Genomic DNA, 26,577 nt, shown 5'->3' with positions numbered 1-26,577 from the left:
TGTGAATATGAATAAGAACCTTGAACTACCTACTCAAGAAGAGAGTGATTCCCCTCAACTATTGCTTAAAAATCAAGTTTGTTTTTCTCTTTATAGTGCCTCAAACGCAATGATCAGAGCTTACCGCCCGCTACTAAACGAACTGGACCTTACTTATTCTCAGTACTTAGCAATGATGGTTATTTGGGAAAGCAATGGCATCAATGTAAAAGAATTAGGTCAAGAGCTACACCTAGACTCCGGAACCTTAACGCCTTTATTAAAACGCCTAGAAGTAAAAGAGATCATTACTCGTCAACGCAGCACTCAAGATGAGCGTATTCGACAAGTTTTTCTCACAACTAAAGGCTCAGAATTAAAGAAGCAAGCACTCTCTCTCCCTAATGCTATATTTTGTAAAAGCCAGCTAGAAATTGAAGAGTTACAACAATTGAAACAAACCTGTGAAAAATTATTAGCGAATCTACAGCAATAAATCAGTCTTTGCCTTTATTAGGCATTTCTATCAATAAAGATCTTTTTAAAGCATTGATTTTTGATTTTCGATGAGTACACTGCCGGCACAGATGTATATTATTAGAGAATAAAATGAAAAAAATCACAATTGCGCTTGCTCTTCTTATTGGTTTAACTGGTTGTCAGGCAACTCAACGTCAAAATGCAACCACTGGTGAAACAGAGACTAACTCTGCAACAAAAGGCGCTCTTGCTGGTGCGCTTGCTGGTGTAGCTATCGGTCTAGCAACTGGGGATAACGCAAAAGAGCGTCGTAAGAATGCACTTATCGGTGCAGCAGCAGGTGGTGCTGTTGGTGGTGGTGCTGGTTACTACTTCGATCAACAAGAAGCCGCTTTACGTAACGAACTAAAAAGCTCTGGTGTTCAAGTTGAACGTGTTGGTGATAATGAACTTAAATTAGTTATGGATAACGGTATTGGTTTTCAGTCTAGTTCTTACCAATTAGATTCAAGTATTTACAACACGCTTAATGGGGTTGCTCGTATTTTAGTTGAATACCCAGATACTGCACTTCAAATTGATGGACACACTGACAGCTCTGGTAACGCGACTAAAAACCAAACCTTGTCTGAGCAACGTGCTGATTCTGTTCGTACTTACCTCATCAAACAAAAAGTAGCGGCTGGACGTGTTCATGCCCGTGGCTACGGTGAGCGCTACCCTGTTTGTGATAACTCAACATCACAAGGTCGTACGTGCAACCGTCGTGTAGAAATCACTATTTTACCGCTTAAATAATCATCGATAATAAAACTCACCAACAATTAACTGTATATAAAAACAGTTAATTGTTGGCTTTCAGTATTGACTGTTATAGAATCAAAAATCCCCCAAGATGCTAGCATCAAGGGGGATTTTTGATTTTAGACAAACAGCTTAATTATTGAACTGCGTCTTCTATTTTATCTACCACAAGATCTTTACCATCAACGATGGTTTCTTGTACTTTCTCAAAGGCATCCAAATCCATAACATTTTGAACTTCATCGCCATAGTTCATACCAATGTAGATCCCTAACGCGATGAACAGTAATGCAAATATTTTAAACATAATCACTTATCTCAATAATTCAGCCTTCATTTTACAAAAGAATTCTTAGAAAACCTATGGCAAATTTCAGTACTCATTTAAATGTTGCCGCATTGGCATCCGGTGTGACTTCCGCAGCCCTATTGTCAGCAAATCACATCGAACTTAATACCGCACTATGGTTATGGTTTTTAGGTACTATCGGTGGCCTATTACCGGATATCGACTCTGATAACTCGACCTCTTTAGACATTATATTTAACCTATTTACTATTTGTATCGTCCTGCTAAGTATCCGTTATTTAACCAGTGATGCTATTGATGAAAGGCAGTTTTTACTTCTCATTGGCTTACCTGTTGCGATTCATCTGTTTATGAAATTCGGCATACGTAATGTATTTGAATGGCAAACTATTCATCGTGGTATCTGTCACTCTTTATTATTTCTTTTATTTTGTGGACTACTTACGACTAATATTACGTGTTTTATTCTTGGTGATGACGTTAAAAGCTGGGATCATATTGCTTGGCTTTCTGGTGCATTTGTTTTCGCAGGTGGGATAGTTCATTTACTTTTAGATGAGCTCTACAGTGTCGATTTAGCGAACGTTCGTATCAAGCGCTCATTCGGCTCAGCCTTAAAACTAACCGATTTTTCTAATCTACCTTTATCTGCTGTATTTATTATTGCTAGCGGCATACTATTTTGGTTTGCTCCGCCAATTGAATCAACAATCAGTGCATTGAGTGATTGGCGCTTCTTTAAGCTGTGGTAGCGACGAATTGATACGTTACGAGAAACAAAAAAGCACAAGAACCGTTTAATTCTTGTGCTTTAATTAGCTAATTAATCTCTATATTACACAGTAAAACGCTCAACTAATTCAGACAGTTCATTGGCTTTCTGATTCAGCAAGACGCCACCAGCGCGGTTTTGGCTTGCTAATTCAGCCGACTCAGAACTTTGATCAGATACAGAAACAATACGCTCTGAGATTTCTTGGCCTACAATACTTTGCTCTTGAGTAGCCGTTGCAATTAACGAGTTCATTTCCATAATCGTATTTACAGACGCTAAGATTTGACCAAGTGATTCAGAAGCAGCTACCGCTTTATTTACTGTTAATGTACTAAAGTTCTTACTGGCTGCCATAACTTGAACCGCTGAATCAGAGCCTGATTTTAATGCTTCAATACGTTGGTGGATCTGTGCTGTACTCTCTTGAGTCCGACTTGCCAGTTTACGTACTTCGTCGGCAACAACGGCAAAACCACGCCCTTGTTCACCCGCCCTTGCCGCTTCAATTGCCGCATTTAAAGCAAGTAAGTTAGTTTGCTCTGCAATATCTTGAATTACCGACAACGTACTTGCGATATTTTGTACATCACCTTCAAGCTTAGAAATTACATTGCTTGCTTCATCAAGCTCTGCTGCCAATGTTTTTACTGACTCTGACGCTTCATTTACTGTCTGCATAGCGACTTGAGCATTGTTATCCGCATCTTGAGCTGAACTTGCCGCTTGTTCTGCATTGGAAGAGATCTCATGAGATGAAGTGGTAAGCTCCGTCATCGCTGTCGCTATTTGTTCTGTCTCTGAACGTTGATTAGTAACAACCGCATTCACCTGAGCAGAACGCTCTGACATATTTGAAGTTTCTGCTACAACATCACGACTAACATGCGATACATTCGAGATGATCTCATGCAGCGATTTAACAAATAAATTAAAATTCGTACTCAATTGATCGAATTCAGGAACGGTAAAATGTGGCATACGTGCCGTTAAATCTGCATTACCAGAAGCAAAAGATTTAATCGATTCATCAAACTTTTGAATCGGCGCCATAATGCTTCTATTAATCAAAGAACCAATAAATGCAACAATAACAACAATCACTAATGTAAATATAACAATAACTTGCATACTTTTAGCTAACTGTTGATCACTCAAGGCTTTCATATCATTAATGACAGCATCAACATCATCAGTATAGAAACCAGTACCCACAATTAAATCCCACTTTGAAAAGTAAACACTATAAGCCAATTTTGGTAATGCCACTGTTTCATTTAACTTAGGGTAATAATACGTAGAGTAACCAGAAGAATTTTTGGCTGCCGTAATAATATCTTGAATCAAATAGTTACCTCTTTTGTCTTTCATATTCCACATATTATTACCAACATCATTGGTATTTCCTTGCAAAATACGAACACCGTTAGAAGTAAAGCCAAATAAATAACCTGTATCTGCAAATTGTACTGGCTTTAGTGACTCTAACACTTCTTCTTTAGTCTTATCTTGTTCCGCAAAATGCTTTAATTCTGAAGATACAATATCCAAGTAAGATTTCAGCTCGACTCGCTTCATTTGCATCATCTGCGAACGTGTCATATCCATTTGAGCTTGGTTTAGTGCACTGGCTTCTTTATAGGTCATCGCCATTATCAACAATGATGTTAATACAATTGGCAGAATCGCAAGTAGGTACAATCTCGCTTTTATTGATAGGTTCATTTTATTCTCTCTGAGGCTCAAGTTACGTCTTGAATTAAGATGTTTACTAAAAATGTAATTATTATTTCCTACTAAACATCAATTTCTATGCCAATTATTTATAAAAAGATCACTACTATTTATTTTTCCTTACATTCAAAGAGCCGATTCACAGATAAATCTGCATTGACCTTTTTACTTTTATCAATAGAATATGGGGAATACCTATCACTTGAAAATAAGCTGACTTCTTTGAGATTTTCATTATTACAATACAAGCGTAAAAACATCGCTTCGTGGTCACTATTGTTAGTGTGTATTGTGCTATTTGTTTGTTTTTCTCAAAATTTTGGTTTATCGACAGCTTGTCCTTTATCTCCTCAAACTGACAATGTAGGGCAAACCCATAATTTCAATGTAGAACAAGAACAGAATGCTGATGCTGATGCTGATGCTCCACAATGCAGTAGCAGTGAACAATTAGTCAATGCTCATACCATTCATCTAGATTTTGCTATCCCAATGTTTATCTTAGCCCTTCTTATTGTCGCGGCGATCCTTAAACAAGCTGGAGCAACTTACTCTTTTACAGAACCGATCACCTCTTATGGTATTCGGCGACATCTGGCCTTTTGCACCTTCCAAGAATAATCACACCGTAAGTACTTATATCTTTATTTAATATAATTATTTTCGGAGTAAAACCGTGTTTACAATTCAACAAATTAAAGTCATCGCTCGATTTCGTTCAGCGGTGATATTGGCATCAGCGTTGCTGTTGTCCGCTTTTTCTTTATCTGCTACAGAGCAATCAATATCTACAGGTTGGTTAACTCATCCTGATCATCCACCAGCACAAGTTCGTTTTATGCTGACTGGTGAAGTAGATAAATCAAATAATAAAGCACAAGGTTTATTAGAGGTAAAACTCGATGATGAGTGGAAAACCTATTGGCGATCACCTGGTGAAGGAGGTGTATCTCCTGTTCTTGATTTGAGCCAATCTCAAAACCTATCTAATCTAGAATGGTTTTGGCCAACCCCTGCTTTTTATGAGCAATCAGGGTTAATGACCCTTGGCTATAAACATAATGTTGTTTTTCCAATGGAATTAACGTTTGAAGATATCAATCAACCGTTACATTTTTCAGGAAGATTAACCCTGCCAACGTGTACTAATATCTGTGTTCTGACTGATTACGATTTAGAGCTACCTCCAGTCGAGCTTAATAAGCTAGAAACCGAAGCAAGCGCTCAGCACTTATTCCAGCAAGGGTTAGCTTCTGTTCCAAAACAAAGTGATTCAACAACACTAGTTAGTGCTTCATTTGATGCTTTATCACAAAAACTGCAAGTTCAACTTACTCATGATGCTGGTTGGAAAACACCTCAAATTCTGATTGATGGTCCAGAGATAACTGATGATTACTTCTCTCAACCGGTAGTGGAGGTTGATGGCAGTTTAATTACCGCAACCTATAACGTTACGAATTGGTTAGGTGATACTGATTTAGTTGGTAAAACAATTTCAATTACTGCCTCTGATGAGTTATTTGCTCACGAATTAACAGCAATTGTCGATGCAAAACCACTAACCCAAAGCGCAGATACAAGCATTATTACCATGATAGCTTTTGCTTTTTTAGGCGGCTTAATTCTTAATATCATGCCATGTGTATTACCGGTTTTAGGCATGAAACTCAACAGTATGGTTGCTTCATCAGCGTCAAGTAAACGATCTATTCGCTTACAGTTTTTTGCTTCTGCTGCAGGGATCTTAACCTCTTTCTGGTTACTTGCGACTGGTTTGCTTATTTTAAAATTTACAGGCAATGCCATTGGTTGGGGGATCCAGTTCCAAAGCCCTACATTCATTGGCTTTATGGTTATCATTACCGCCTTGTTTACCGCTAATTTATTTGGCATATTCGAGATCCAATTACCAAGCCGATTCTCAACCTCTATTGCGAGTAAAGGCAATAACACAACACTTGGACACTTCGTTCAAGGTATGTTTGCAACACTACTTGCGACTCCATGTAGTGCACCTTTCTTAGGTACTGCGGTTGCTTTCGCATTAGGTGCTAATGTTTTTGAAATGTGGGTGATATTTACTTCGCTAGGGCTTGGAATGGCTCTTCCTTGGTTACTGTTCGCTTTATTTCCGGAACTCGTTTCATTTATGCCAAAGCCTGGAATGTGGATGAACAAGATCAAAATTATTTTTGGTTTGATGATGCTAGTAACAACGTTATGGTTACTTAGCTTACTTTCTCCCTTTCTCGGTAGCACTACTGTTTGGATTGTTACTGCATTACTAATTATTTTCTTATTATATAAAGTAGGTAAAAAACACGGCAAGAATACCGTTATTGCTATCTTAGCTATTATCGTTTTCTCTAGTAGCGCATTACTGATTATTGGCAGTATGACAACAAAGCATTGGGTAACCCCTATTGTCGACGATATCCCTTGGCAATCTTTAGAACAACACTCTATAAATGAATATGTAGCTCAAGGAAAAACAGTCTTTGTCGATGTTACCGCCGATTGGTGCATTACCTGTAAAGCCAACAAGATAGGTGTAATTTTACAAGATCCTGTCTATTCAACACTGCATCAAGAAAACGTTATTGCTATGAAAGGAGACTGGACTCACCCAAGTGAAAAAGTGACCAATTACCTAAAAAGTCATCAACGTTTTGGGGTTCCACTTAATGTTGTTTATGGGCCGAATGCACCGCGAGGGTTACCTTTACCTGTTATTTTAACAAGTAACGATATTATTCAAGCAATCGAATATGCAGGGAGAACAAACTAATGACGACAAAGAAGATAGCTGCAGGAAAAAAACAAAAGGCCATTCACTGGTTTAAGGAAATCATAAAATTCACGGTCTTTATAACACTGTTTTCTGTTGCCGTAGATTATTGGCGAAGCCAAGATATGCCATCAGAAACCCCACCTAAACTGTCCATTAACACTATAGACGGAGAATGGGTTGATATTACAAAAATGAGCTATAAAGAACCTGTTCTAGTTTATTTTTGGGCGACTTGGTGTCCAGTTTGCACCATGGTGAGCCCTAGTGTGAGCTGGTTAGCTAACGGCCATCAAGTCGTTTCTGTTGCGATTACCTCTGGCGATAATAACCGCTTAGCTCAGTATATGAATTACAAAGATTACGATTTCCCTGTTATTAATGATTCTACGGGAAATATTGGCCGAGAATGGGGAGTGACTGCAACCCCATCTATAGTCATCGTTAAAAACGGTGAAATATCTTCTATCACAACTGGCGTAACGACCCCTATTGGTCTGTGGTTACGTTTATTTTTTGCTTAAGGTTATTATTCTCATGAAATCATTATTATTATCGGTATCAATCGCAGCAAGTTTATTTCTATCACCGCTTGTATCTGCAGAAACTATTTCTTCTGCTCAAGAGAAACAATTAGCGGAGATCTCTGATTTACTTCGTCAAAACCCAGAAATCATTGAAGGGTTACATACTAATTTATTGCAATATATTGATAGCCAACAGTCACTAAGCAGTATCTTGACGCTAAATCATGACTATCTATACAACAACCCTAAACATCCTTATTTTGGTGCTGAGAATCCGAAATTAACCATCATCAATTTCACTGATTTCAACTGCCCTTACTGTAAACGTTTAGAGTCAGGTCTTGTTGATGTTTTAAAGGCATACCCAGAAGTTCGAGTGGTTAATGTCTTTTTACCTTTCCAACAGCGTATGGTTCCTGGACTAAAAACCAATACAGCTTGGTATGCTTTAGATGTGTGGGAGAAAAAACCAGAGCAATACGCAGAAGTGCATCGCTTGATGATGGCAAAACCATCACGTCATGACAGTAAATCCATAATGAAAATAGCGGAGTTAACAGGAACACAGCAAGAACTGACTCCAAATCAAGAAAAGGTAAAAATGGTAGAAAAGAGTGAACAGATCTTTACTCAACTAGGCTTAAGAGGTACTCCAAGTTTGATTATTGGTAACGAAATCATTCCAGGGTTTATACCAACTGAAGACTTAAAAGCCATCATTGATAAACAACTCTAAACGCTAATTAATATTTACCTATAAAATACCCCCAATAATGATGACTCACTATTGGGGGTTACTTTTTTGTACGCTCATTAAAAATGACAGCACCAATGCGATTCTTCATCATAATTACTCTTGAGTATGTAAAGCAAAGAAGTGATTCACAGGCCCATGCCCCTGACCAACATTCAGTTCATCCGCATGAATAATCGCTTGAGTAATATAATGCTTACCTAGTGTTACAGCCGCCTGTAACTTATGACCTTGCGCTAAATATGAAGCAATCGCTGACGATAACGTACAGCCCGTGCCGTGTGTATTGCGAGTTTCAATTCGGGGTGTCGATAAACGCTCTATGGAATCAGATAAAATCAGTAAATCAGTACTGTTCTCATCCTTTTCTAAATGCCCACCTTTTAACAATACTGACTTAGCACCTAATTGACGAAGTTCACCAATGATGGCTGTCATTTCATCTTCGGTTTTGGGAACTTTAACACTAATTAATGCCGAAGCTTCAGGAAGATTTGGCGTGATCACATCAGCAAGTGGAAGAAGTTCAGATTTAAGGCTATCAATAGCAGATGCCTGAAGTAGCAAATCACCACTGGTGGCTACCATTACGGGATCAACCACCACGTATTGAGGAGAATATTGTTTGATTTTTTTTGCGACAGAATGAATGACATCAGAATCACTTAGCATTCCGACTTTAACGGCAATCACATTTAGATCAGAAAAAACGGCATCAAGCTGCTGTTCTACAAATTCACTGCTGATTGAATAAATGCCCGTAACGCCTTGGGTGTTTTGAGCCGTTAATGCGGTAATAACAGAGCACGCGTAGCCTCCAGTTGCTGAGATGGCTTTAATATCAGCTTGGATCCCTGCGCCACCACCACTATCAGACCCTGCAATAGTTAATACAATAGGAGTAATAGTAGATAACTTATTTAAAACAGGTGATGCCAAAGGTGCTGTAGTAACGAATGTAGACATAATTATTTTCCCTAACTAACGCTCAGGAAAAACAGTCGAATGAGAATATCTCTACGTTGGTACGCAAGATCTCACCTAAAGAAACGGATCAGAGGCGATCGAGTCAAGAGGACCATTAGTTCCCTACGTCAGTACTAACTGAATCAGGTTCAACGGGTTCGCTATTGCGATCTCAGCCTATTGGCTCCCCGACTAATGAAGTCATACTATCACTAATTAATTTTGAGATAATATAATTTTTATAAGAATGTTATCTGTATGGATTAATTTTTATGCTGAGAACCCAATTTAGACGCTAATTGACTAATGATGGTTTTACGCATATCCGACAGCTTTGGTGCTTCACCCACTTGCCATGGTAATGGACGCATTAGACTCATTGTTCTTAATCCAAAACGGGCCGTTAATAAACCAATCCCCAATCCTTGTGCTGCACGAGTAGAGAGCTTGCCTGCCAACCCCGTTGATAACATATCCACACCAACATCGGTCGCCATTTCTGTTGCCCCGGCAAAAGCCATGTTTTGCAAAACCATTTTGAACAAACGTAAACGTCCCCAGTAACCAAGCTCTACTCCGTACACTTGAGAAACTTGCTCGATTAATCGAATGTTACGCCATGCAACCAGTAACATATCAACGACAGCTAATGGGCTTAATGCCACCATTAATGCTGACTCACCTGCGTGTTTACTGATTAAAGCTCTTGCGCGTTTATCATGCTCAGCTACCACCATGCTGTCATACATTTCAAATACTTCAGCGTTATTATGATGCGATTCGATACTATTCTTCCAGCGCGTATATTCTGCCGTATTCGCCGTCGCTCCTTTCTTAGCTAATGCTTCACAGAACGGTTTTGCCTGACCAATACCATTGCCTTCAACCAATTCAGTTACTTGATGTTGAATTTCAGCTCGGTTTTTAAGTTTACGCAATGTCCATAATTCACGACCAATAGCAGTAACCCCCATGATTGCTGCAAGGCTAATTAACCCTGCCCAGCCTAATGACAGAAAATCAGCCGATTGGATTGCAGTAATGACATGATCAACACTTTGCCACACCGTTAAACCAAGGAAACCACCAATCAGAGTTTTAATACTCCAATGGGTTTTCTTTTTGATTAATGGCGTTTCAATATCCACACCATCAAGTTCCTCTTCTTCGATAGCTTGAGGAACAAATTTAACACTCTCTTCAAATAGCTTTTGAGTTTGCAGGTTATCAAGGGGTTCGCTATCTTGCTCCAGTTCTTGAGACGAGGCTTGAAAGATACGCTGTTTTTTTAACTCACTCATACTAATTTATCTCCTAGCAAGAACTGCATCGCCTTATCCATTCGGATGTGTTGCAGCGGTTTGTCATTCTCATTGTGCAACGGTTGAAAACTCATAAAGTTAAACGGTTCTGTTTCCCAATAGGCTTTACTTGGTATACGTTTTGGCACTTCGCCCGGAAACATCATTAATGGCTGCTGCTCAGAGCTTACTCCTGAAATAGCAGAAAATAGCTCACCATTTTCATCAATCATTCCCGCCGTAGTCGCTTGAATAGACGCAATACTCATGCACTCCATCTTGATGCCTTCATACGCCGTTTCTTGCCATGTTTGATGGATCATCTGTTGCAGTAACAAAACCATGTTTGGGTGTTGCTCTGGTGTCACATGATCAGCCTTGGTTGCCGCAAATAGTACCTTATCAATTTTTGGCGAAAACAGACGTTTTAACATCGAACTTTTACCATATTGAAAGCTGTGCATCAGTTGATCAACCGCTTGGCGCATATCATTAAATGACTGTTCACCTGCATTTAATGGCTGTAAACAGTCGACCAAGACAATTTGGCGATCAAAATGTCTAAAATGGTCGTTATAAAACTTCTTCACAACGTGCTGTTGATAATGTTTATAGCGTTTTTTTAGTATCGAAATATTCGAATCTTTCTTCGCTTTTGCTAGCTCTTCTTCTGTGTATTTATGCAAAAACATAAATGGGAAAAACTGCAAGACCGGTGCACCCGCTAGTTCTCCAGGTAATACAAAACGCCCCGGTTGTACCCAGTGCAGACCCTGAGAATCTTTACAGCTATGAAGATACTGAGTAAATAACTCTGCAATATGACTGATTTGTTTTTCATCGACTGGCGCTAAAGGATCTAACTTTTTCGCCTCTTTTAGCCATGCTTCAGAGAGTATTTTTCTATGTCCAGTTAAGTTAACCTGCTGTTGCTTTGACCATTCAAGATAATCCATATCCAGTAATGGAAGATCCAATAGCCACTCTCCCGGATAATCGACAATATCAACGTATAAAGTCGCGCTGTCTTGCAAATGTTTTAACACACCCGATTTAGGTTTAAATTTAATAGCTAAACGTAATTCACTCACATCCCGTGTAGGTTCAGGCCAGGTTGGCGGCTCAGCAAGTAATGAATCCATCCCTTCATCATATGTAAAACTAGGAATAGAAAGATTTGATTGCGGTATGCGTTTCGCACCAATCATTCGCCCTTCACGAGTCACTGATAATAAAGGTAATTTATCGCTTGAAGCGGCATGTAAGCACTGATTAACCAAAGAGGTAATAAACGCCGTCTTACCTGCGCGCGATAGCCCTGTAACCGCCAATTTGACGTGGCGATCCATGCTTCGGCTAACTAATTTATTCATTTCTTTGGTTAATCTACTCATTCATATTTCTCTCTTTCTACAAACAACAAATGGAGTGTACAGAACTGAATCTGAACACCCCATGAACAAGGTCTTAGTTATTGCTTAATTAAAGGTTACGAAATTCGCGGCGAACCTTGTATTCCGAAGAAGTAACATACCCTTCCATTCGGCGGATCTTCTCTTCCATTCTGGCCATGTCTTTATCAACACGCTTAATCACTTCTGATGCTGATTGACCCGCTTGCCATGGTTTACTTTTTACTGTGTGCTCGCGTTTTTCTTCTGTGCGGTAGTACATTTCAACTGGTGCTTTATCTAAAAACAACATGGCTGCAAAGTACGCCAGCATAACAAGAAAACCCGCACTGAATAACGCGGCAGATACTACTAAAATACGTACTATCCACGGCTCAATACCAAAGTACTGTGCAATACCTGCACAAACACCACCAATTTTTCCGTTTCGAGTATCTCTATACAGTTCTTTTGACATTAGCGCTCCCTCCAACTTGGGGATTCTGCATCCAGAATTTTCTCTAATGTTTCAACACGACGTTGCATTTTATCCGCACGCTCTGTCATCGCTTTTAATAACTGTGTATCTTCTTGTGACAAACCTTGCGCTGTTTTTCCTTTACTTCGGTAATGTAAAAACAGCCATAACGGTGCAACAAAAATAAAAAATATGACCAATGGGAAAGCAAAAAAGCCGCTCATTGTTTTCTCCTTAGTAATTCAAATTCGATCAATTCTTGTAATCTATTATGCGTCTTTCTTCATTTGTTCTTTTAGGCGCTCTAATTCTTTTTCAATTTCATCTTGCGCTTGCAGCTCTGCAAATTCTTGTTCTAGTGAGTTTGCTTTACCCATTGAGTAAGTGTCTGCCTTTGCGTCCAATTCGTCAATACGACGCTCATATTGTTCAAACTTTGCCATTGCACGTTCTGTTTTACCTGAATGCGTATGCGCTTTAATGTCGTTACGATGCTGCGCTGTTTGTTGACGGATCACTAAGGCTTGTTGACGCGCACGAGTTTCAGTCAGTTTAGTCTCTAACTCAGTTAATTCTGTGGTCAGCTTCTCAATGCTTTCTTCTACAAGGATGAATTCTGTTTTTAGGCTTGATAGTACGTCTTGTACTTTTTGTTTTTCAATCAATGCTGAACGCGCTAAGTCTTCACGTTGTTTAACTAAGGCTAAACTTGCCTTTTCTTGCCAATCGATCACTTGCGCTTCAATTGAACCAATTTTGCGTGTCAGCTCTTTTTTATCTGCGATTGCTTTTGCTGATGCAGTTCGAACTTCAACTAATGTGTCTTCCATCTCTTGAATGATTAAACGGATCATTTTTTCTGGATTTTCGGCTTTATCCAGTAAAGAAGTTACATTGGCATTAACGATGTCTGCAAAGCGTGAAAAAATACCCATAATTTATTCCTCTCAATTAATATCAATTTAGATAACTATTTTTAATCTCTACTATGACCAATACACAATATATGCCAAGTTTTAACTCATTAAAAGTCAATGACTTACAATAAATCGACGGGCGCACTATTTTAAGCTATGATTAAAATGACCATTTTTTAGCAACATTGACCAGTTAAGTTAAGGTAAAGCATGAGAAAAGACAGCTTAATCGGCGAATCGGATGCGTTTTTATCTGCGTTAGACCAGGCATCTCAATTGGCGACGATAGATAGACCAATCCTAATTCTTGGTGAACGCGGAACCGGGAAAGAGTTAATTGCTCAACGACTTCACTTTCTATCAAAGCGATGGGATGAGCCACTAGTGAGTTTAAACTGTGCCGCCTTAAGCTCTGGCACATTAGATTCTGAACTTTTTGGTCATGACGCAGGCTCATTTACAGGAGCAAAACAGCGTCATCAAGGTCGATTCGAACGTGCTGATGGTGGTTCCCTCTTTTTAGATGAACTAGGAACCGCGCCTTTAACCGTACAAGAAAAGTTGCTTCGAGTGATTGAGTATGGTGAATATGAACGCGTTGGTGGATCTCAAACCTTAAAAGCAGACGTTCGCTTGATTTGTGCGACCAACCAAAACCCGCAAGACTTAATAGCAGAAAATAAATTTAGAGCTGATTTATTAGATCGATTATCTTTTGATGTGATTCATTTACCCCCGCTACGATACCGAGAGCAAGACGTACTGTTACTTGCCGAACATTTTGCCATAAAGATGTGCCAAGAAATGAACTTAACGTATTTTGCAGGATTTTCACGTTATGCTCAGCATCAAATCTTAGGTTATGACTGGCCCGGTAACGTCCGTGAGTTAAGAAACTGTATTGAAAGAGCCGTGTTTAAGCATAATCATGAAGAGGCTCAAATCGAGTCAATTCAGCTCAACCCTTTTGTTTCTCCATGGGCAGACTCTCAGTTAACCTCTTCTCCTTCAACTATACTCAATGTTCAAGAAAGAGAAGAGCAGGCTATATCGCTGCCATTGAATTTAAAACAATTTCAAATAGAGCAAGAAAAAGCACTACTTGAACAAGCGCTATTAAAATCACAACATCATCAACGAAAAGCCGCTGAAGAATTAGGCATTACTTACCATCAATTTCGTGGATTATTGAAAAAGCACCAACTCTTGACCACAATCAAGGGATAATCTTAGATATTTAAGTGCAGAACCAGTCACTTGGGTATAAAATGGCAGGTTCATTAATTAAAATCGATAAAAAGCTGCGGTCATTATGAAAATTATTGCGCGCATACTCATAACTGCAACAGGATTATTTAGTCTTGTGGGTTGTTATGATGCGGGGATTAAACAAACAATCCATGAAACAGGGTTCGTTTACTGTGAGTCAGGAAATCTGGATACTTTTAATCCACAAATCTCTGATGAAAACAGCATTCTTGAAGCCGTTAGCGCTCAGATCTATGATCGCCTGCTTATTATTGATCCTGTTACGCAAAAGCCATCGCCAAATTTAGCAAGCGAATGGCAAGTTGATAAGACAGGAACGGTTTACACTTTTACTTTACAACCTAACGTTGCATTTCATACTACTGACTTATTTACACCAACACGCTTTTTAAATGCGAATGACGTTGTTTTTAGTTTTGAGCGCATAATAAACCCTGATAATTCATATCACAATGTCAATTCAGGGCATTACCCATGGTTTGATAGTATCAATTTCCCTCAAACAGTGACCTCAATAGAAGCCATTAACCCGCATCAGGTTCAATTCACGCTTTCTTCACCTGATAATACCTTTTTATCTTCTTTAGCAACCTCTTACGCGGTTATTCTCTCCAAAGAATATGCCCAGCAACTTGCGGCCTCTGACGATAAAAACCTAGTTGATTCACTGCCTGTCGGTACTGGTCCTTTTAAACTGGCGCAATTTCAAAAAAGTGAAATGGTGCGTTTAAAACGACACGACAACTACTGGCAAGGTAAGGCTAAGATGTCGCAAGTGGTATTTGATATATCAAGTAGAGGGACAGGTTCATTAGCAAAACTATTGCGCCAAGAGTGTGATGTGGTAGCAAACCCTATATCCAGTCAATTACCTATTATTATTGAAAATGACGAATTGACTTTGTATTCACAAACAGCAACTAACGTTGCTTTTATTGCTATCAATACAGAAAACCCATTATTACAAGATCAACGCGTGCGTAAAGCCCTCAATTTTGCGATTGACCGTTCAAGCTTAATTAACTCGGTTTACTATAATTCAGGTATTGAGGCAAAGTCGATCTTACCTCCTGCTTCTTGGGCTTATGGTAATGACAGCTCTTTTATTCGCTATAATCTAAATTATGCAAAAGGATTATTACGTGAAGCTGGTATAGAAGATGAAATTGAACTGACGATGTGGGTGCCTCTTGATAATAACTCTTATAATCCAAGTCCTAAAAAGTCAGCTGAAATCATTCAGAACAATTTTGCAGACATCGGGATTAAGCTTAAATTAATTACTAGCGATTTGTTAAACCGTAATGAACTCGCAGAAAATAACATCGATTTAGTATTAACTGGCTGGAATGCTAACAGCTCAGACCCTGATACTATGCTTCGCCCATTGCTTTCGTGTGACGCAAAACAAGCGGGATTCGGTGTTGCCAATTGGTGTAATGAGGAGTTTGATTTCTTGCTTGATTTAGCAAAAGAAACTAATCAACCTCGCTATCGTATTAACTTATATCGTCAGATCCAAAATCTATTGAGCGAAGAAATGCCAATAATACCATTAGCACATGGCGTAAAATATCAAGCGAACCAATCTTCGTTACACGGTTTTACATTAAGTCCATTCAATACCTATCCATTCCATAACATTATCAGAATTAAGGAGGAGATATAATGTGGATTTACACGATACGACGTTTTAATTTATTCATTGTTACGCTATTGATCCTAACCTTAATCGGTTTCAATATTCTACGTCTTGACGATAGCTCTGCATGGTCACAAACCTCTTTCTTCTCTGGGTGGTTCAACTACTTAGGTCAGCTAACTAGCGGAAATCTTGGGGTGAATGAATACGGTGTAAATATGCTAGATGAAATTTTGCGTGTTTTCCCTGCTACCATCGAATTGTGCTTCTTTGCCTTTTTTATCGCCCTTATCATAGGGACCCCTGTTGGGACCATTGCAGGTATGCGTCAAGGTAAACCAATGGATACCTTTATTTCATCCATTGCTTTACTTGGCTACGCTATGCCTTTGTTTTGGATAGCATTAATATTACTGATGTTTTTTAGCTTGCAGCTTGGTATTACTCCTGTTTCTGGTCGTTACAGTTTGCTGTATGAATTTGATACTAAAACAGGGTTTGCCTTTATCGATGTATTAGCTTCTAACTCTCCGTACCGTGCCGAAATGCTCGAAAACATTATTCAGCACTTAATATTACCTACGTTGGTGCTTTCAATCGCCCCAATGACAGAAGTCATTCGCTTGATGCGCTCTTCTGTTTCCACGGTAATTACTCAAAATTACATTAAAGTCGCTCATACAAAAGGGCTGTCTAAATTTCAAATCATGATTAAACACATTATTCGTAATGCATTACCGCCCATCATTCCAAAACTAGGTATACAGCTATCAGGCCTATTTACTGCAGCTATTTTAACTGAATCTATTTTTAACTGGCCTGGTATTGGTCGCTGGCTTTTGGATGCTATTATTAATCAAGATTTTGTTGCTGTTCAAGCAGGGGTAATTACTGTTGCTTCATTTATTTTATTCGCAAATGTCCTATCTGATTTATTAGGTGCAGCAGTAAACCCATTAGTAAGGAAAGAGTTCTATGCTCTCAAATAGCGTTTATCAAGAAGAACATATTCCAACGCAAATGGAACGTTTTTGGTTAAGTTTTCGATCAAATTCCTTAGCTATGTTTGGATTTTGGTGCTTATTATTAATTATTATAATAACCATCACTTCACCATGGTTAAGCCCTTATGATCCTCAGTGGCAATCAGATAATCTATTAATGCCTCCATCATGGAGTGCAGAAGGAGATGTCGCCTTTTTCTTAGGTACCGATGATTTAGGGCGAGATATTCTCTCTCGCTTATTAATGGGCTCAAAACTAACTTTTGGTTACGCTGTAATTGTAGCGCTATTCTCTGGTATTGTAGGTTGCACCATTGGCATTTTTGCGGGTATGACTAAAGGACTATTATCGAGTGCTTTAAATCACCTATTAGATATCATTCTCTTTATCCCTTCCCTATTGCTCGCTATTATTTTTGTGGCTTTCTTAGGATTTGGAGAATTTAATATTTTATTAGCAATCTGGTTAGCTCTCATTCCTCGTTTCATTCGCGCTGTATACACCGCGGTTCATAATGAGGTAGAAAAAGATTATGTCCTTGCAGCTCGACTTGATGGTGCGAACGACTTTTACCTTCTGTGGAATTCTGTATTACCAAATATTCTCATTGTTATCGTCGCAGAAATGACATTAGCGATTTCAGTGGCTATTTTAGATATTACTGCTCTCGGTTTTCTCGGTTTAGGCGCACAAGCACCAAGTCCTGAATGGGGAGCAATGTTAGGCGACTCTATTGAGTTAATTTATACCGCTCCGTGGACAGTAACGTTACCTGGCATCGTCATTACCTTTACGGTTATTATCATTAATTTAGTTGGTGATGGTATTCAGCGTGCATTAAATGCGGGGACAGAGTAATGCCTTTATTAGATATTCGTCACTTAACCATTGAGCTTGAAACACCTCAAGGTATGGTAAAAGCTGTCGAGCGTATGAGCCTAACACTTAATGAAGGTGAAATTCGCGGGCTGGTAGGTGAATCAGGTTCAGGTAAGTCTCTTGTCGCTAAAGCAATTTTAGGCATCACCAAAGATAACTGGAAGATCAGTGCTGATAGAATGCGATTAGGTAATATTGACCTTCTTGCATTGTCACCAAAAGAACGCCGCCGAGTGATTGGGCGTGAAATGGCGATGATCTTCCAAGAACCGTCGACCTGTCTAGATCCATCAGAGCAAGTCGGTAACCAATTAAAAGAAGCGATCCCATCAAAATACTTTACTGGTAGTTGGTGGCAGCGTTGGAATTGGCGGACTAAAGGCGCTATTGCTCTACTTCATAAAGTAGGGATCAAAGATCATAAACGCATCATGAAATGTTATCCATATGAGTTAACAGATGGTGAGTGTCAAAAAGTAATGATCGCTATGGCTATTGCCAATAAGCCTCGTATCTTAATTGCTGATGAACCAACCGATGAATTGGATGCCGTAACCCAGTCACAAATATTCCGTTTATTAAGCCGCATGAATCAAGTTAATAACACCACGATTCTTTTGATCAGTCATGATTTAATCACCTTAACCCAATGGGTAGATAGAATCACCGTAATGTACTGCGGTCAATCGGTTGAGTCTGCTTGTCGTAAGGATATTTTGGAAGCGCCAAAACATCCTTATACTAATGCACTTCTAAGGGCCATGCCTGATTTTAGCAAAGATGGGATCCCTCATAAAGCCAAGTTAGAATCATTACCTGGAACAATTCCACCATTACAACATTTACCTATCGGCTGTCGTTTAGGTCCTCGTTGTCCTTATGCTCAAAGAAAATGCGTGCAAGTCCCAGAAGGTCGTAAAGTGAAAGATCACAAATTTAGCTGCCATTTCCCATTAAACTTTGAGGAGAAGAAGAATGACTGCGCTTCTTGAGGTCACTGATCTTAAAAAAGATTACGTTTTTCGTACTGGGTTGTTTCGCAAGCAAGTACGAGAAGCGGTTAAACCCGTCAGCTTTTCATTAGAAGCGGGACAAACAATAGGTTTTATTGGTGCGAACGGCTCAGGTAAATCAACATTAGCAAGAATGCTTGCAGGTGTCGTTGAACCTACTTCTGGCACAATTAAAGTTAATGGTGAGGTTTTAGATTACAAAAATTTTCAAACTCGTTGTAAACTGATACGTATGATTTTTCAGGATCCTAACTCGTCGTTAAATCCTCGAATTCAAATAGGCCGTATTCTAGAAGGCCCATTGAAGCGTAATACCAGCATGCCTCCAGAAGCAAGAGAGCGCCGAGTTAAAGATACTCTCCAACGTGTTGGATTGTTACCTGAACATGCTTACTTCTACCCACAAATGCTGGCGACAGGCCAAAAACAGCGGGTCTGTTTGGCTCGAGCTTTAATCTTACAACCGTCTATTATTGTGGCAGATGAAGCCTTGAATGGACTCGATATGGCGATGCGCTCTCAAATCATTAACTTGTTTTTAGAGCTTCAACAAGAGATGGCTATTTCATTTATCTACGTATCGCAACATATTGGTGTAGTAAAACATATTACTGACAAAGTAATGGTGATGCATGAAGGGGAAGTGGTAGAAAAAGGTCCAACCCAAGAGATCTTTGCAAACCCTCAACACTCTATTACACAGCGTCTTTTAGCGAGCCATTTTGATGCCCCTACACATGATAGAAAGCAGCGTATTAGTGCAGCGACACCTAAAATTGAGTGCTAGATTAGACTAAATAAATCCCATCTCTATTACCAATAATAAAGATGGGACTATGTAACCTCAAATCGGGATAAGAAAATCGAGTAGTAAATCTTTCATGTACTTAAATTAAACCAATAAGTCAGTATTGTTAATTTAGATAGATACCAAGATTGCACGGCTACTTAACCCACTTTCTAAAGTCAGCAATAACATCTGCGCAGGCTCTTCATTCAATTGCTCACCTGTCCAAAAATCACGCCAAATTGAAGGTTGATCAGCCACTAACGTGTGCTCCATTGGCTCATCATCATAGTTAAAGACACAATGGAGCTCATGCTGATGATTAAGTCGAAGTGTACAGTGACGATTCGATAATGATTTAAACTGGGCTGAATCTTGTGTTAGGCGATGACGTGACAATAGATTCTTCCATGTCTTCTTCGCAAAGTTATTCAACTCAGGTAACGGGTCTCCAGATAAGGCTAATCCGCCAGCGGCTAAGATCACATTGCGGTGAAATTCATAATCTTTTCGTTCTGCCCCTTGATTAGGTAAGGAAATTAACGTGATGCAATCAGGATCAATTTGCCATAATTTACGATGCTGCCAACTACGATAAAATGTTTCTTTTGCAATTTGTTCAAATCGCTCGGCTTTTCTTTCTACGTCATCAGAGACGCGCATTGCATCCACAAGACCTAAAGATGGCCACATTGGCGCATTACACCCTAGAATTAACGCCTCTCCAGCACCATTAATAATGGCTTGCATACCTAAACGATAGGCTTCAATTCCTGTGATCCCTGACTGAACACGAACACCTTTTAATGAGCCCCAGTAATTTGCATCCAATTTAAAAAGTTCAACTCCCCATTCCTCTCTCATGGTTCGAATAACTTCAGTTAAATGAATCTGCACGGCTTGTTTTGAAGTATCAAGAATATACCAAGGTGTACAACGCCAACCTCCATAAGTGATATCTTCCGCTTTTAATAACTCACCGTTTCCATGACGTACAAACCAATCTGGATGATTTTTAAAGATCTCTGACTCTGGTTGAGCAATAAATGGAGCAATCCAAATAGCTGGCTTTTTGCCTTTACTTTTTATTGCCGCTAATAAGCTTTCAATGCCATTAGGGAATTTATTTGACGGTGATAACCAATCCCCCATAAATGCTTGATAGCCATCATCAAGTAAAACCCATTCAAACTCTGGTTGCTCATTACACATTACTTCAAGGTTGTCTAAAACATTTTGCTCAGTCACATCAGCGTAATACGCGTACCATGAACACCACCCAACAGGCGCACTTTGTTTTACTCCTGCTCTCATCGGGTGCTGTTGCTGTATTTTTACTGCATAAAGTTCATATAAAGCATCAAGTGAATCGGCTTGAATAACAGTAACCGCTTCCATTTTATTGCTAGCCCAATCCTGAGGGTGAGTATGCTCCCCATCAAGAAATGCCATTACGTTCATTTCACCTTGGTGTTGATGAATTTCAAAATATCCAGCAAAGCGATAACATGAGGTAAACCCAAATAAAGAGTAACCGTCTGACTGCTCGATCACTAAGTAGTTATAGAAACGTTTTTTGGCTTTTTCTGAATATAAACGGTAACTGGCGTTATTATCAGGACAACGGCCAATATCTTGAGGAGAACTAACCTGACCACCCGTTTGAGATAGCATTTGAAAGCCATCGCCTAAAATCTTAGCATCATGCTCTAATTGTGTAGGGAACTGTAAAACAAGATAATGATCATTAATAGGCAGGTTATGAATGCCAGCAAAACGCATAGTAACTTGGTCGTCTTGCAGTTCATAAACTAAATCAGCTTGAACAGGAATAGTTTCTTGTCCGCATAAGAAAAATAAAGGGTTCATCATGCACTTCCTACTACTCGTTTCTATAACGAAATTAATCAGATAACTGTGTCAATTCCATAGAATACTACTATTCAAGATACAAGCAACAATAACAGATGAGGGGCGAGAGTTTGGAGGGGTTAAATATTAAAAACACCAAGCCAGTATCATTAATACTGACTTGGTAAACTAATCAATAAATTTATACTTTAAAGAATAACAATTGTTCTCTTTGGTTTTCAGAAAGTTCAGATAAATGCTGGCTAGCTTGCGCAGATTCTTTAATTCCTTCTACGTTCTGGTTAATACTCTCAGTAATCACATTAACGTTTTCACTAATAGACTCTATAGCTCTACTTTGCTCATTGGCTGCTGTTGCCATTTCGGCATTAGTTTGAGAGATAAGCTCTATTGAATCAGAAATGCTTAATAATTGATTATTTGTATCAAGACTCATTTGAGCAGTTTTATGAATCATATTAATAGACTGATTAACTGAATCAACCACAGTCAATGATTTTTGCTGCAAGTTATTAATGATATCTTGAATATTCTGAGTTGACTGTTGAGTCTTAGCAGCAAGTACGCGAACTTCATCAGCAACAACCGCGAAACCTCGACCACTCTCACCAGCACGTGCCGCTTCAATCGCTGCGTTTAATGCTAGTAGATTCGTTTGCTCAGAAATAGAATCGATAACCGTAACCACTTCACTAATGCGATCCGTTTGATCTTTCAGTATCATTACTTCAGAAGAGGTTTCATCCATCTGAATCGCAAGATCTTGACTTAATTTCACCCCTTCTGCAGCAGATTGAGCGCCATCTCGGCTCATTCCTAATACTTCTTTAGCTTTAATATCCGCTTGATTTGCAGATGCATCGACTTGATTTGCAGAAGCAGCCAATTCAGTAATTGCCGTTGCAATCAAATCAACTTGAGATTTTTGGTCTGATGCATTCGCTTCACTTTGTACCATAATTGCAGCGAGTTCCGTTGACGATGAAGACACTTCTTCACCAACGTTACGTAAACTGCTAATCATATCTTGTAAGCGAACTACTGTGCTGTCTGTATTTTTACATAGCTCACCAATTTCATTGTCACTTGATTGATTATTCAATGAATCTAGACGGCCATTTGAAATATCTGACATCTGCTCTTGAAGTACTAAAATTGGTTTAGTTACGATCTGAGCAATAACAATACCAATAACTAAAGAAATGATTACAGTAACCGTTAGAGCAGTTAACAATAAAGTCTGACTTTCAGAAATTAATACCATATTATGTTCTGAAATACTGCTATTCATCTTAGTTAGACGAACTCTTTCATCATTCAATTCTTGATACATTGTATTTCCAAGGTCGATTAATGCTTCCTTATTTTTATTTATTTGGTCAGTAGCCTTCCATAATACCGTATTAATTTCAGATTGAGATTTAAATGCAGAAGCAAGGATATTTTTGGCTTCTTCATTCTCTAATGGTTCAATCAGTTTAGCTAATGTATCAAAGTCTCTATTAACGATGTCTATTCTTGGTGTTTTACTTACCGATGTATATAAGTCTTCATTGAACAAAGAAGTCATCTGAATTTCGATGCTACCTGCTTTATTGTATACTTCAGGCAGTACCTTTCCCCAATATAGCTGAGATTCTTCACTTTGTGATGGTGAGAATATTAGCTCACTTGCCTGTTGAATAGGTGTCGTTAGATACAGTGAATTGCCCCATTCTTTTATCTTTTTATCATTATATTTTATCATCTCATCTGAATGCTTTTTGTAATCATTCAGTTGAGATATCAATATATTCAATTCAGATTGAAGCTGCTCAGGAGACTTAACGGCGGCCCCCATATTTTGCAACGTTCGTTGTTGGTTTACCATATTAGCAAAATTAGAATTCAGCTCTGAATTAATGCCATCAAAATCGATTGTTTTTAATGATTCAAGATTTGTAAATGTAGCAGATACATTTAATCGAAGAAACAACAATTGCGCTTCAGCAATAGAGACATTGCTTAGTTGATAGCTTCGGTAATCTGATATTTGAACATTACGGTTTGTTGATTCTAATTTTGAATTAACTAAATAGATAGCAAGCATCATTACTACGACAGTAGCTAAGACTGGTACTAATATTTGATATTTTGTTTTTAAATTTGAAAGTAACTTTTGCAGCATTCTTGCATTATCCTAATGATTTCACCTATGTGAATTTTCGGCGAGAGGATAATACATATTTTGATTTTCTCATAGCAAAATCACATTGATTTTAAATTAATTTAAAATCAATAAAAAACAGAATACTCTTGTTATAAAATAGTATTGTTTTTATATATTAGCAACCTTTAAATATATGAGATTGTAATATATAAAATAAGAATATATAAAAAAAGCACCCAAATATAGGTGCTTTTAAAATTAATTTACTTTTATTGTCTTATTCAACAATAATTGGGCCACCAAATGAAGTTACTGGTGGTACTTTACCTTTGAATTTCTCAAAGTTAACTAGACATGTATTCGCTGATGTTGCCTGAGCAAGTTCAGATGATGGAATATCTTGTGTTAGTGTATTTGGATCGCCATAAGTACAGATTGCGCCCACTTTTTCATTTAATGGACCGTACCATGCACCTTCTTCAATACGGATAACACCACGAGGGTAACTATCAGTCAGAACAGCACCAGCGAGAAGCTGACCACGGCCATTAAATACGCGAACTAAATCACCATCTTTAATGCCTTTTTCTTTAGCATCTAGAGGGTTAATGTATACCGGCTCACGACCTTGAACAGCGTAGGTTGCACGGAACTCTTCAGATTCACACATTTGTGAGTGCAGACGCTTGTCAGGGTGACAAGATTGCATCCAGAATGGGTGCTCTTTAGAACCTGGACCACCATGTGAACGTTCAGATTTCTCGAACCACATTGGGTGACCTTGACATTCTTCGTAGCCAAAACGTGCAATTTTACGGCTTGTGATTTCAATGAAACCAGAAGGCGTACCTAGAGCATTAACCTCAGGGTCTTTACGGAAGTCAGCGTGACGAACCCATGGTTTACCTTCACCAAAGTCTAGAACACCTTTTTCCCAGAACTCATCAAATTCAGGCATCTCAAATTTGCCTTCGTTTGCTGTGCGACAATCAGCATAAAGTGAACGAACCCACTCCATTTCATCCATACCACGAGTATATTCTTTATGACGGCCAAAACGACGAGTCAGTTCAGTCATGATCTCAAAGTCAGATCTTGATTGATATAAAGGATCTACAAGCTTATGCATTGCAATCAAGCCACGTGCAGAGTATGAACCGTATTGGTCAATATCGTTACGTTCCCATTGCGTACATGCTGGAAGTACAATATCAGAGAAACGACATGTTGCCGTCCAAGCAAAATCAATCGTTACAACCGTTTGAAGTTTTTGGAATGCTCTCTTCATTCGGTTACGATCTTGGTGGTGATGCCAAGGGTTGTTACCAGAAATAACCATCATTTTGAAATCAGGCAGTACAACTTTAGAACCGTTATAACGGATCTCTTTACCTGGTTCTAATAGACAGTCGATCCAACGTGCTACAGGAATAGTATTGCTGTAACCATTGAAGTCGTTGTTATTCCACTTAGGCTCATGACCTTGATCTACGTTACGTGGGAAGCCACCAGGACCAGCAAAACCAGTAGAAGGAACACCAACACTTGAGTAGTGGTGACTGTAAGATACACCACCACCAGCAAGACCAATTTGACCAGTCATTGCAGATAGAACGGTACCCATCCAGTATGGTTGCTCACCGTGCTGCTGACGCTGGATACACCATCCAAATAGGATCTGTGTACGACCAGTTGCCATCATTTTTGCAAAATCACGAATTTGCTCAGGTGATACGCCACAGATTTCAGAAGCCCACTCAGGAGTTTTAACTACTTTATCTTTAGTTTCACCAAGCACGTATTGCATAAACTCATCAAAGCCTAGGCAGTAAGTATCAATGAATGCTTTGTCGTACAAGTTCTCTGTATATAGCGTGTAAGCCACAGCCAGCATGAACGCCACATCAGTTTGTGGGTTTAAGTACATGTGGTCATTTTGTAGGTAACGCTGTGTTTTGTTTTTAACTGGATCAACAGAAAGCACATTTACTTTACCCGCAGCTACTTTTTCTTTTAGCTTTTCAAGGTATGCGTAAGATTCATGAGTCTCACAGTTCCAACCTACTTGTAGGTTTTTAACTGGATCCGTTGCCCATAAAATAATGTTATCTGAATGCTCGATGATCTCAGACCAAGAAGTACCTTGTGCATATACTTCTGTAGAACCAAGAACATAAGGCATGATTGTTTGACCTGCCCCCGTCGAGTAGTCGCCTACTTTCTTGATGAAGTTACCATGCATACCAACAGCTCGTTGCATTTGAGCAGTACAGTTGTGGAAAGAACCTGTTTGGTTCCAACCAGTTTGACCAGCATGAAGCGCCCATGGACCGTAGTCTTTTTGAACACGCTCAAGCTCACGGTAGAATAAATCTAACGCTTCATCCCAAGTTACACGCACAAAACGGTTGTTACCACGAGTCTCAGCTGAGTACTTATGTTTTTTCAGCCAATCTAAACGTACCATTGGGTAACGTACACGGCTTGGGCTATAAATAATCCCTTTGATACCATTCAACATATCTGTTGGATGCTTATCCATTTCTAGCGCTGTAATTTCTTGTACTTTGCCACCATAGATGTGCGCACGGAACGCCCCCCAGTGTGAGCCAGATGTACGCCATGTGCCAGTTGTTTCTGCAGCATTGGCTTTTGAAGACATTAGTAGGCTTGGACCTACTAAAGATACTGCACTTGTTGTTGCAACACCTTTTAGAAAACTTCTTCTGCTAATAGACATAATTCTATCTACTCCAT

24 protein-coding genes and 1 riboswitch are annotated in these 26,577 nt (G+C 39.0%); of the genes, 13 read left to right on the top strand and 11 right to left on the bottom strand.

All coding sequences use genetic code 11. The features are described from left to right. Positions 1-7 precede the first annotated feature (7 nt). Together ohrR and F8B77_RS07565 are read left to right on the top strand one after the other, a co-directional pair. The gene (ohrR, locus tag F8B77_RS07570; RefSeq protein WP_151654848.1) at positions 8-475 is read left to right on the top strand and encodes a transcriptional regulator OhrR; all 468 of its coding nucleotides are present in this window, start codon (positions 8-10) and stop codon (positions 473-475) included. Positions 476-588: 113 nt separating this feature from the next. Continuing rightward, entirely contained in the window at positions 589-1,257 is a 669-nt protein-coding gene (locus F8B77_RS07565) for a YiaD family glycine zipper/OmpA-like lipoprotein (protein ID WP_151654847.1), read from the top strand. Between the two features lie 142 nt (positions 1,258-1,399). On the opposite strand, the gene F8B77_RS07560 is transcribed toward F8B77_RS07565, so the two are convergent. Continuing rightward, a complete protein-coding gene (locus F8B77_RS07560) occupies positions 1,400-1,570 on the bottom strand; it encodes a hypothetical protein (RefSeq protein ID WP_151654846.1) in 171 nt (56 codons plus the stop codon). A 56-nt stretch (positions 1,571-1,626) separates the two neighbouring features. Here F8B77_RS07560 and F8B77_RS07555 point away from each other — a divergent pair, with 56 nt between their 5' ends. Beyond that, positions 1,627-2,325, top strand: coding sequence for a metal-dependent hydrolase (locus F8B77_RS07555; protein WP_151654845.1), 699 nt, complete (start codon positions 1,627-1,629; stop codon positions 2,323-2,325). Positions 2,326-2,408: 83 nt separating this feature from the next. On the opposite strand, the gene F8B77_RS07550 is transcribed toward F8B77_RS07555, so the two are convergent. Next, positions 2,409-4,070: a methyl-accepting chemotaxis protein gene (locus F8B77_RS07550; RefSeq protein ID WP_167512784.1), complete on the bottom strand. Its 1,662-nt coding sequence runs from the start codon at positions 4,068-4,070 to the stop codon at positions 2,409-2,411. Between the two features lie 231 nt (positions 4,071-4,301). On the opposite strand from F8B77_RS07550, the gene F8B77_RS07545 reads away from it, so the two are divergent. The 4 genes from F8B77_RS07545 to F8B77_RS07530 are packed head-to-tail and all read left to right on the top strand — an operon-like array spanning position 4,302 to position 8,133. Further along, positions 4,302-4,700, top strand: a complete 399-nt coding sequence (locus F8B77_RS07545; protein WP_151654843.1) for a hypothetical protein — start codon at positions 4,302-4,304, stop codon at positions 4,698-4,700. Positions 4,701-4,755: 55 nt separating this feature from the next. Further along, positions 4,756-6,870: a protein-disulfide reductase DsbD family protein gene (locus F8B77_RS07540; protein ID WP_151654842.1), complete on the top strand. Its 2,115-nt coding sequence runs from the start codon at positions 4,756-4,758 to the stop codon at positions 6,868-6,870. After that, positions 6,870-7,394 (top strand): protein disulfide oxidoreductase, encoded by a 525-nt coding sequence (locus F8B77_RS07535; RefSeq protein ID WP_151654841.1) that lies wholly within the window; start codon positions 6,870-6,872, stop codon positions 7,392-7,394. The genes F8B77_RS07540 and F8B77_RS07535 overlap by 1 nt, the downstream gene beginning before the upstream one ends. 13 nt (positions 7,395-7,407) lie before the next feature. Further along, positions 7,408-8,133, top strand: coding sequence for a DsbA family protein (locus tag F8B77_RS07530; RefSeq protein WP_151654840.1), 726 nt, complete (start codon positions 7,408-7,410; stop codon positions 8,131-8,133). A gap of 114 nt (positions 8,134-8,247) precedes the next feature. Here F8B77_RS07530 and thiD read toward each other — a convergent pair whose 3' ends face one another. From thiD to pspA, 6 genes are all read right to left on the bottom strand, one after another. Then, complete coding sequence (gene thiD, locus F8B77_RS07525) at positions 8,248-9,117, bottom strand: bifunctional hydroxymethylpyrimidine kinase/phosphomethylpyrimidine kinase (protein WP_151654839.1); 870 nt, start codon at positions 9,115-9,117, stop codon at positions 8,248-8,250. A gap of 103 nt (positions 9,118-9,220) precedes the next feature. Next, positions 9,221-9,318, bottom strand: a riboswitch (TPP riboswitch). A gap of 62 nt (positions 9,319-9,380) precedes the next feature. Further along, positions 9,381-10,418: a YcjF family protein gene (locus F8B77_RS07520; RefSeq protein ID WP_151654838.1), complete on the bottom strand. Its 1,038-nt coding sequence runs from the start codon at positions 10,416-10,418 to the stop codon at positions 9,381-9,383. Continuing rightward, complete coding sequence (locus F8B77_RS07515; protein ID WP_151654837.1) at positions 10,415-11,812, bottom strand: YcjX family GTP-binding protein; 1,398 nt, start codon at positions 11,810-11,812, stop codon at positions 10,415-10,417. The genes F8B77_RS07520 and F8B77_RS07515 overlap by 4 nt, the downstream gene beginning before the upstream one ends. Positions 11,813-11,900: 88 nt before the next feature. After that, the gene (gene pspC, locus F8B77_RS07510) at positions 11,901-12,287 is read right to left on the bottom strand and encodes an envelope stress response membrane protein PspC (protein WP_130047641.1); all 387 of its coding nucleotides are present in this window, start codon (positions 12,285-12,287) and stop codon (positions 11,901-11,903) included. Beyond that, on the bottom strand, positions 12,287-12,511 hold the full coding sequence (gene pspB, locus F8B77_RS07505; protein ID WP_130045394.1) for an envelope stress response membrane protein PspB: 225 nt from the start codon (positions 12,509-12,511) through the stop codon (positions 12,287-12,289). The genes pspC and pspB overlap by 1 nt, the downstream gene beginning before the upstream one ends. 45 nt (positions 12,512-12,556) lie before the next feature. Then, positions 12,557-13,222 carry a phage shock protein PspA gene (pspA, locus tag F8B77_RS07500; RefSeq protein WP_130047640.1) on the bottom strand — a complete coding sequence of 222 codons (666 nt, stop codon included), beginning with the start codon at positions 13,220-13,222 and terminating at the stop codon, positions 12,557-12,559. A 192-nt stretch (positions 13,223-13,414) separates the two neighbouring features. Here pspA and pspF point away from each other — a divergent pair, with 192 nt between their 5' ends. The 6 genes from pspF to F8B77_RS07470 all read left to right on the top strand — a co-directional run bounded on the left by pspF (position 13,415) and on the right by F8B77_RS07470 (position 19,799). Next, complete coding sequence (gene pspF, locus F8B77_RS07495) at positions 13,415-14,431, top strand: phage shock protein operon transcriptional activator (RefSeq protein ID WP_151654836.1); 1,017 nt, start codon at positions 13,415-13,417, stop codon at positions 14,429-14,431. Between the two features lie 85 nt (positions 14,432-14,516). Next, complete coding sequence (gene sapA / locus F8B77_RS07490) at positions 14,517-16,142, top strand: ABC transporter substrate-binding protein SapA (RefSeq protein ID WP_151654835.1); 1,626 nt, start codon at positions 14,517-14,519, stop codon at positions 16,140-16,142. Further along, positions 16,142-17,104, top strand: coding sequence for an ABC transporter permease (locus tag F8B77_RS07485; protein WP_151654834.1), 963 nt, complete (start codon positions 16,142-16,144; stop codon positions 17,102-17,104). Before sapA ends, F8B77_RS07485 begins: the two co-directional genes overlap by 1 nt. Continuing rightward, entirely contained in the window at positions 17,091-17,978 is an 888-nt protein-coding gene (sapC, locus tag F8B77_RS07480) for a putrescine export ABC transporter permease SapC (RefSeq protein WP_151654833.1), read from the top strand. The genes F8B77_RS07485 and sapC overlap by 14 nt, the downstream gene beginning before the upstream one ends. Further along, positions 17,978-18,991 carry a peptide ABC transporter ATP-binding protein gene (locus tag F8B77_RS07475; RefSeq protein WP_151654832.1) on the top strand — a complete coding sequence of 338 codons (1,014 nt, stop codon included), beginning with the start codon at positions 17,978-17,980 and terminating at the stop codon, positions 18,989-18,991. The genes sapC and F8B77_RS07475 overlap by 1 nt, the downstream gene beginning before the upstream one ends. Beyond that, complete coding sequence (locus F8B77_RS07470; protein ID WP_151654831.1) at positions 18,975-19,799, top strand: peptide ABC transporter ATP-binding protein; 825 nt, start codon at positions 18,975-18,977, stop codon at positions 19,797-19,799. Before F8B77_RS07475 ends, F8B77_RS07470 begins: the two co-directional genes overlap by 17 nt. A gap of 132 nt (positions 19,800-19,931) precedes the next feature. On the opposite strand, the gene F8B77_RS07465 is transcribed toward F8B77_RS07470, so the two are convergent. From F8B77_RS07465 to torA, 3 genes are all read right to left on the bottom strand, one after another. Next, positions 19,932-21,671, bottom strand: coding sequence for a glycoside hydrolase family 36 protein (locus tag F8B77_RS07465; RefSeq protein WP_151654830.1), 1,740 nt, complete (start codon positions 21,669-21,671; stop codon positions 19,932-19,934). 181 nt (positions 21,672-21,852) lie between these two features. Beyond that, on the bottom strand, positions 21,853-23,838 hold the full coding sequence (locus F8B77_RS07460) for a methyl-accepting chemotaxis protein (RefSeq protein ID WP_151654829.1): 1,986 nt from the start codon (positions 23,836-23,838) through the stop codon (positions 21,853-21,855). A gap of 259 nt (positions 23,839-24,097) precedes the next feature. Beyond that, positions 24,098-26,560 carry a trimethylamine-N-oxide reductase TorA gene (gene torA / locus F8B77_RS07455; protein ID WP_151654828.1) on the bottom strand — a complete coding sequence of 821 codons (2,463 nt, stop codon included), beginning with the start codon at positions 26,558-26,560 and terminating at the stop codon, positions 24,098-24,100. Positions 26,561-26,577 lie beyond the last annotated feature (17 nt).

This window comes from Aliivibrio finisterrensis, assembly GCF_008933155.1.
Lineage (GTDB): Bacteria > Pseudomonadota > Gammaproteobacteria > Enterobacterales > Vibrionaceae > Aliivibrio > Aliivibrio finisterrensis.
The sequence above is the reverse complement of the archived record's forward strand: the minus strand, read 5'-3'. Positions and strand labels throughout refer to the sequence as shown.

Coding starts and splice junctions, on each gene's coding strand:
- ohrR (WP_151654848.1), top strand. CDS start 8: ATGAATAAGAACCTTGAACTACCTACTCAAGAAGAGAGTGATTCCCCT.
- F8B77_RS07565 (WP_151654847.1), top strand. CDS start 589: ATGAAAAAAATCACAATTGCGCTTGCTCTTCTTATTGGTTTAACTGGT.
- F8B77_RS07560 (WP_151654846.1), bottom strand. CDS start 1,570: ATGTTTAAAATATTTGCATTACTGTTCATCGCGTTAGGGATCTACATT.
- F8B77_RS07555 (WP_151654845.1), top strand. CDS start 1,627: ATGGCAAATTTCAGTACTCATTTAAATGTTGCCGCATTGGCATCCGGT.
- F8B77_RS07550 (WP_167512784.1), bottom strand. CDS start 4,070: ATGAACCTATCAATAAAAGCGAGATTGTACCTACTTGCGATTCTGCCA.
- F8B77_RS07535 (WP_151654841.1), top strand. CDS start 6,870: ATGACGACAAAGAAGATAGCTGCAGGAAAAAAACAAAAGGCCATTCAC.
- F8B77_RS07530 (WP_151654840.1), top strand. CDS start 7,408: ATGAAATCATTATTATTATCGGTATCAATCGCAGCAAGTTTATTTCTA.
- thiD (WP_151654839.1), bottom strand. CDS start 9,117: ATGTCTACATTCGTTACTACAGCACCTTTGGCATCACCTGTTTTAAAT.
- F8B77_RS07520 (WP_151654838.1), bottom strand. CDS start 10,418: ATGAGTGAGTTAAAAAAACAGCGTATCTTTCAAGCCTCGTCTCAAGAA.
- F8B77_RS07515 (WP_151654837.1), bottom strand. CDS start 11,812: ATGAGTAGATTAACCAAAGAAATGAATAAATTAGTTAGCCGAAGCATG.
- pspC (WP_130047641.1), bottom strand. CDS start 12,287: ATGTCAAAAGAACTGTATAGAGATACTCGAAACGGAAAAATTGGTGGT.
- pspB (WP_130045394.1), bottom strand. CDS start 12,511: ATGAGCGGCTTTTTTGCTTTCCCATTGGTCATATTTTTTATTTTTGTT.
- pspA (WP_130047640.1), bottom strand. CDS start 13,222: ATGGGTATTTTTTCACGCTTTGCAGACATCGTTAATGCCAATGTAACT.
- pspF (WP_151654836.1), top strand. CDS start 13,415: ATGAGAAAAGACAGCTTAATCGGCGAATCGGATGCGTTTTTATCTGCG.
- sapA (WP_151654835.1), top strand. CDS start 14,517: ATGAAAATTATTGCGCGCATACTCATAACTGCAACAGGATTATTTAGT.
- F8B77_RS07485 (WP_151654834.1), top strand. CDS start 16,142: ATGTGGATTTACACGATACGACGTTTTAATTTATTCATTGTTACGCTA.
- sapC (WP_151654833.1), top strand. CDS start 17,091: ATGCTCTCAAATAGCGTTTATCAAGAAGAACATATTCCAACGCAAATG.
- F8B77_RS07475 (WP_151654832.1), top strand. CDS start 17,978: ATGCCTTTATTAGATATTCGTCACTTAACCATTGAGCTTGAAACACCT.
- F8B77_RS07470 (WP_151654831.1), top strand. CDS start 18,975: ATGACTGCGCTTCTTGAGGTCACTGATCTTAAAAAAGATTACGTTTTT.
- F8B77_RS07465 (WP_151654830.1), bottom strand. CDS start 21,671: ATGATGAACCCTTTATTTTTCTTATGCGGACAAGAAACTATTCCTGTT.
- F8B77_RS07460 (WP_151654829.1), bottom strand. CDS start 23,838: ATGCTGCAAAAGTTACTTTCAAATTTAAAAACAAAATATCAAATATTA.
- torA (WP_151654828.1), bottom strand. CDS start 26,560: ATGTCTATTAGCAGAAGAAGTTTTCTAAAAGGTGTTGCAACAACAAGT.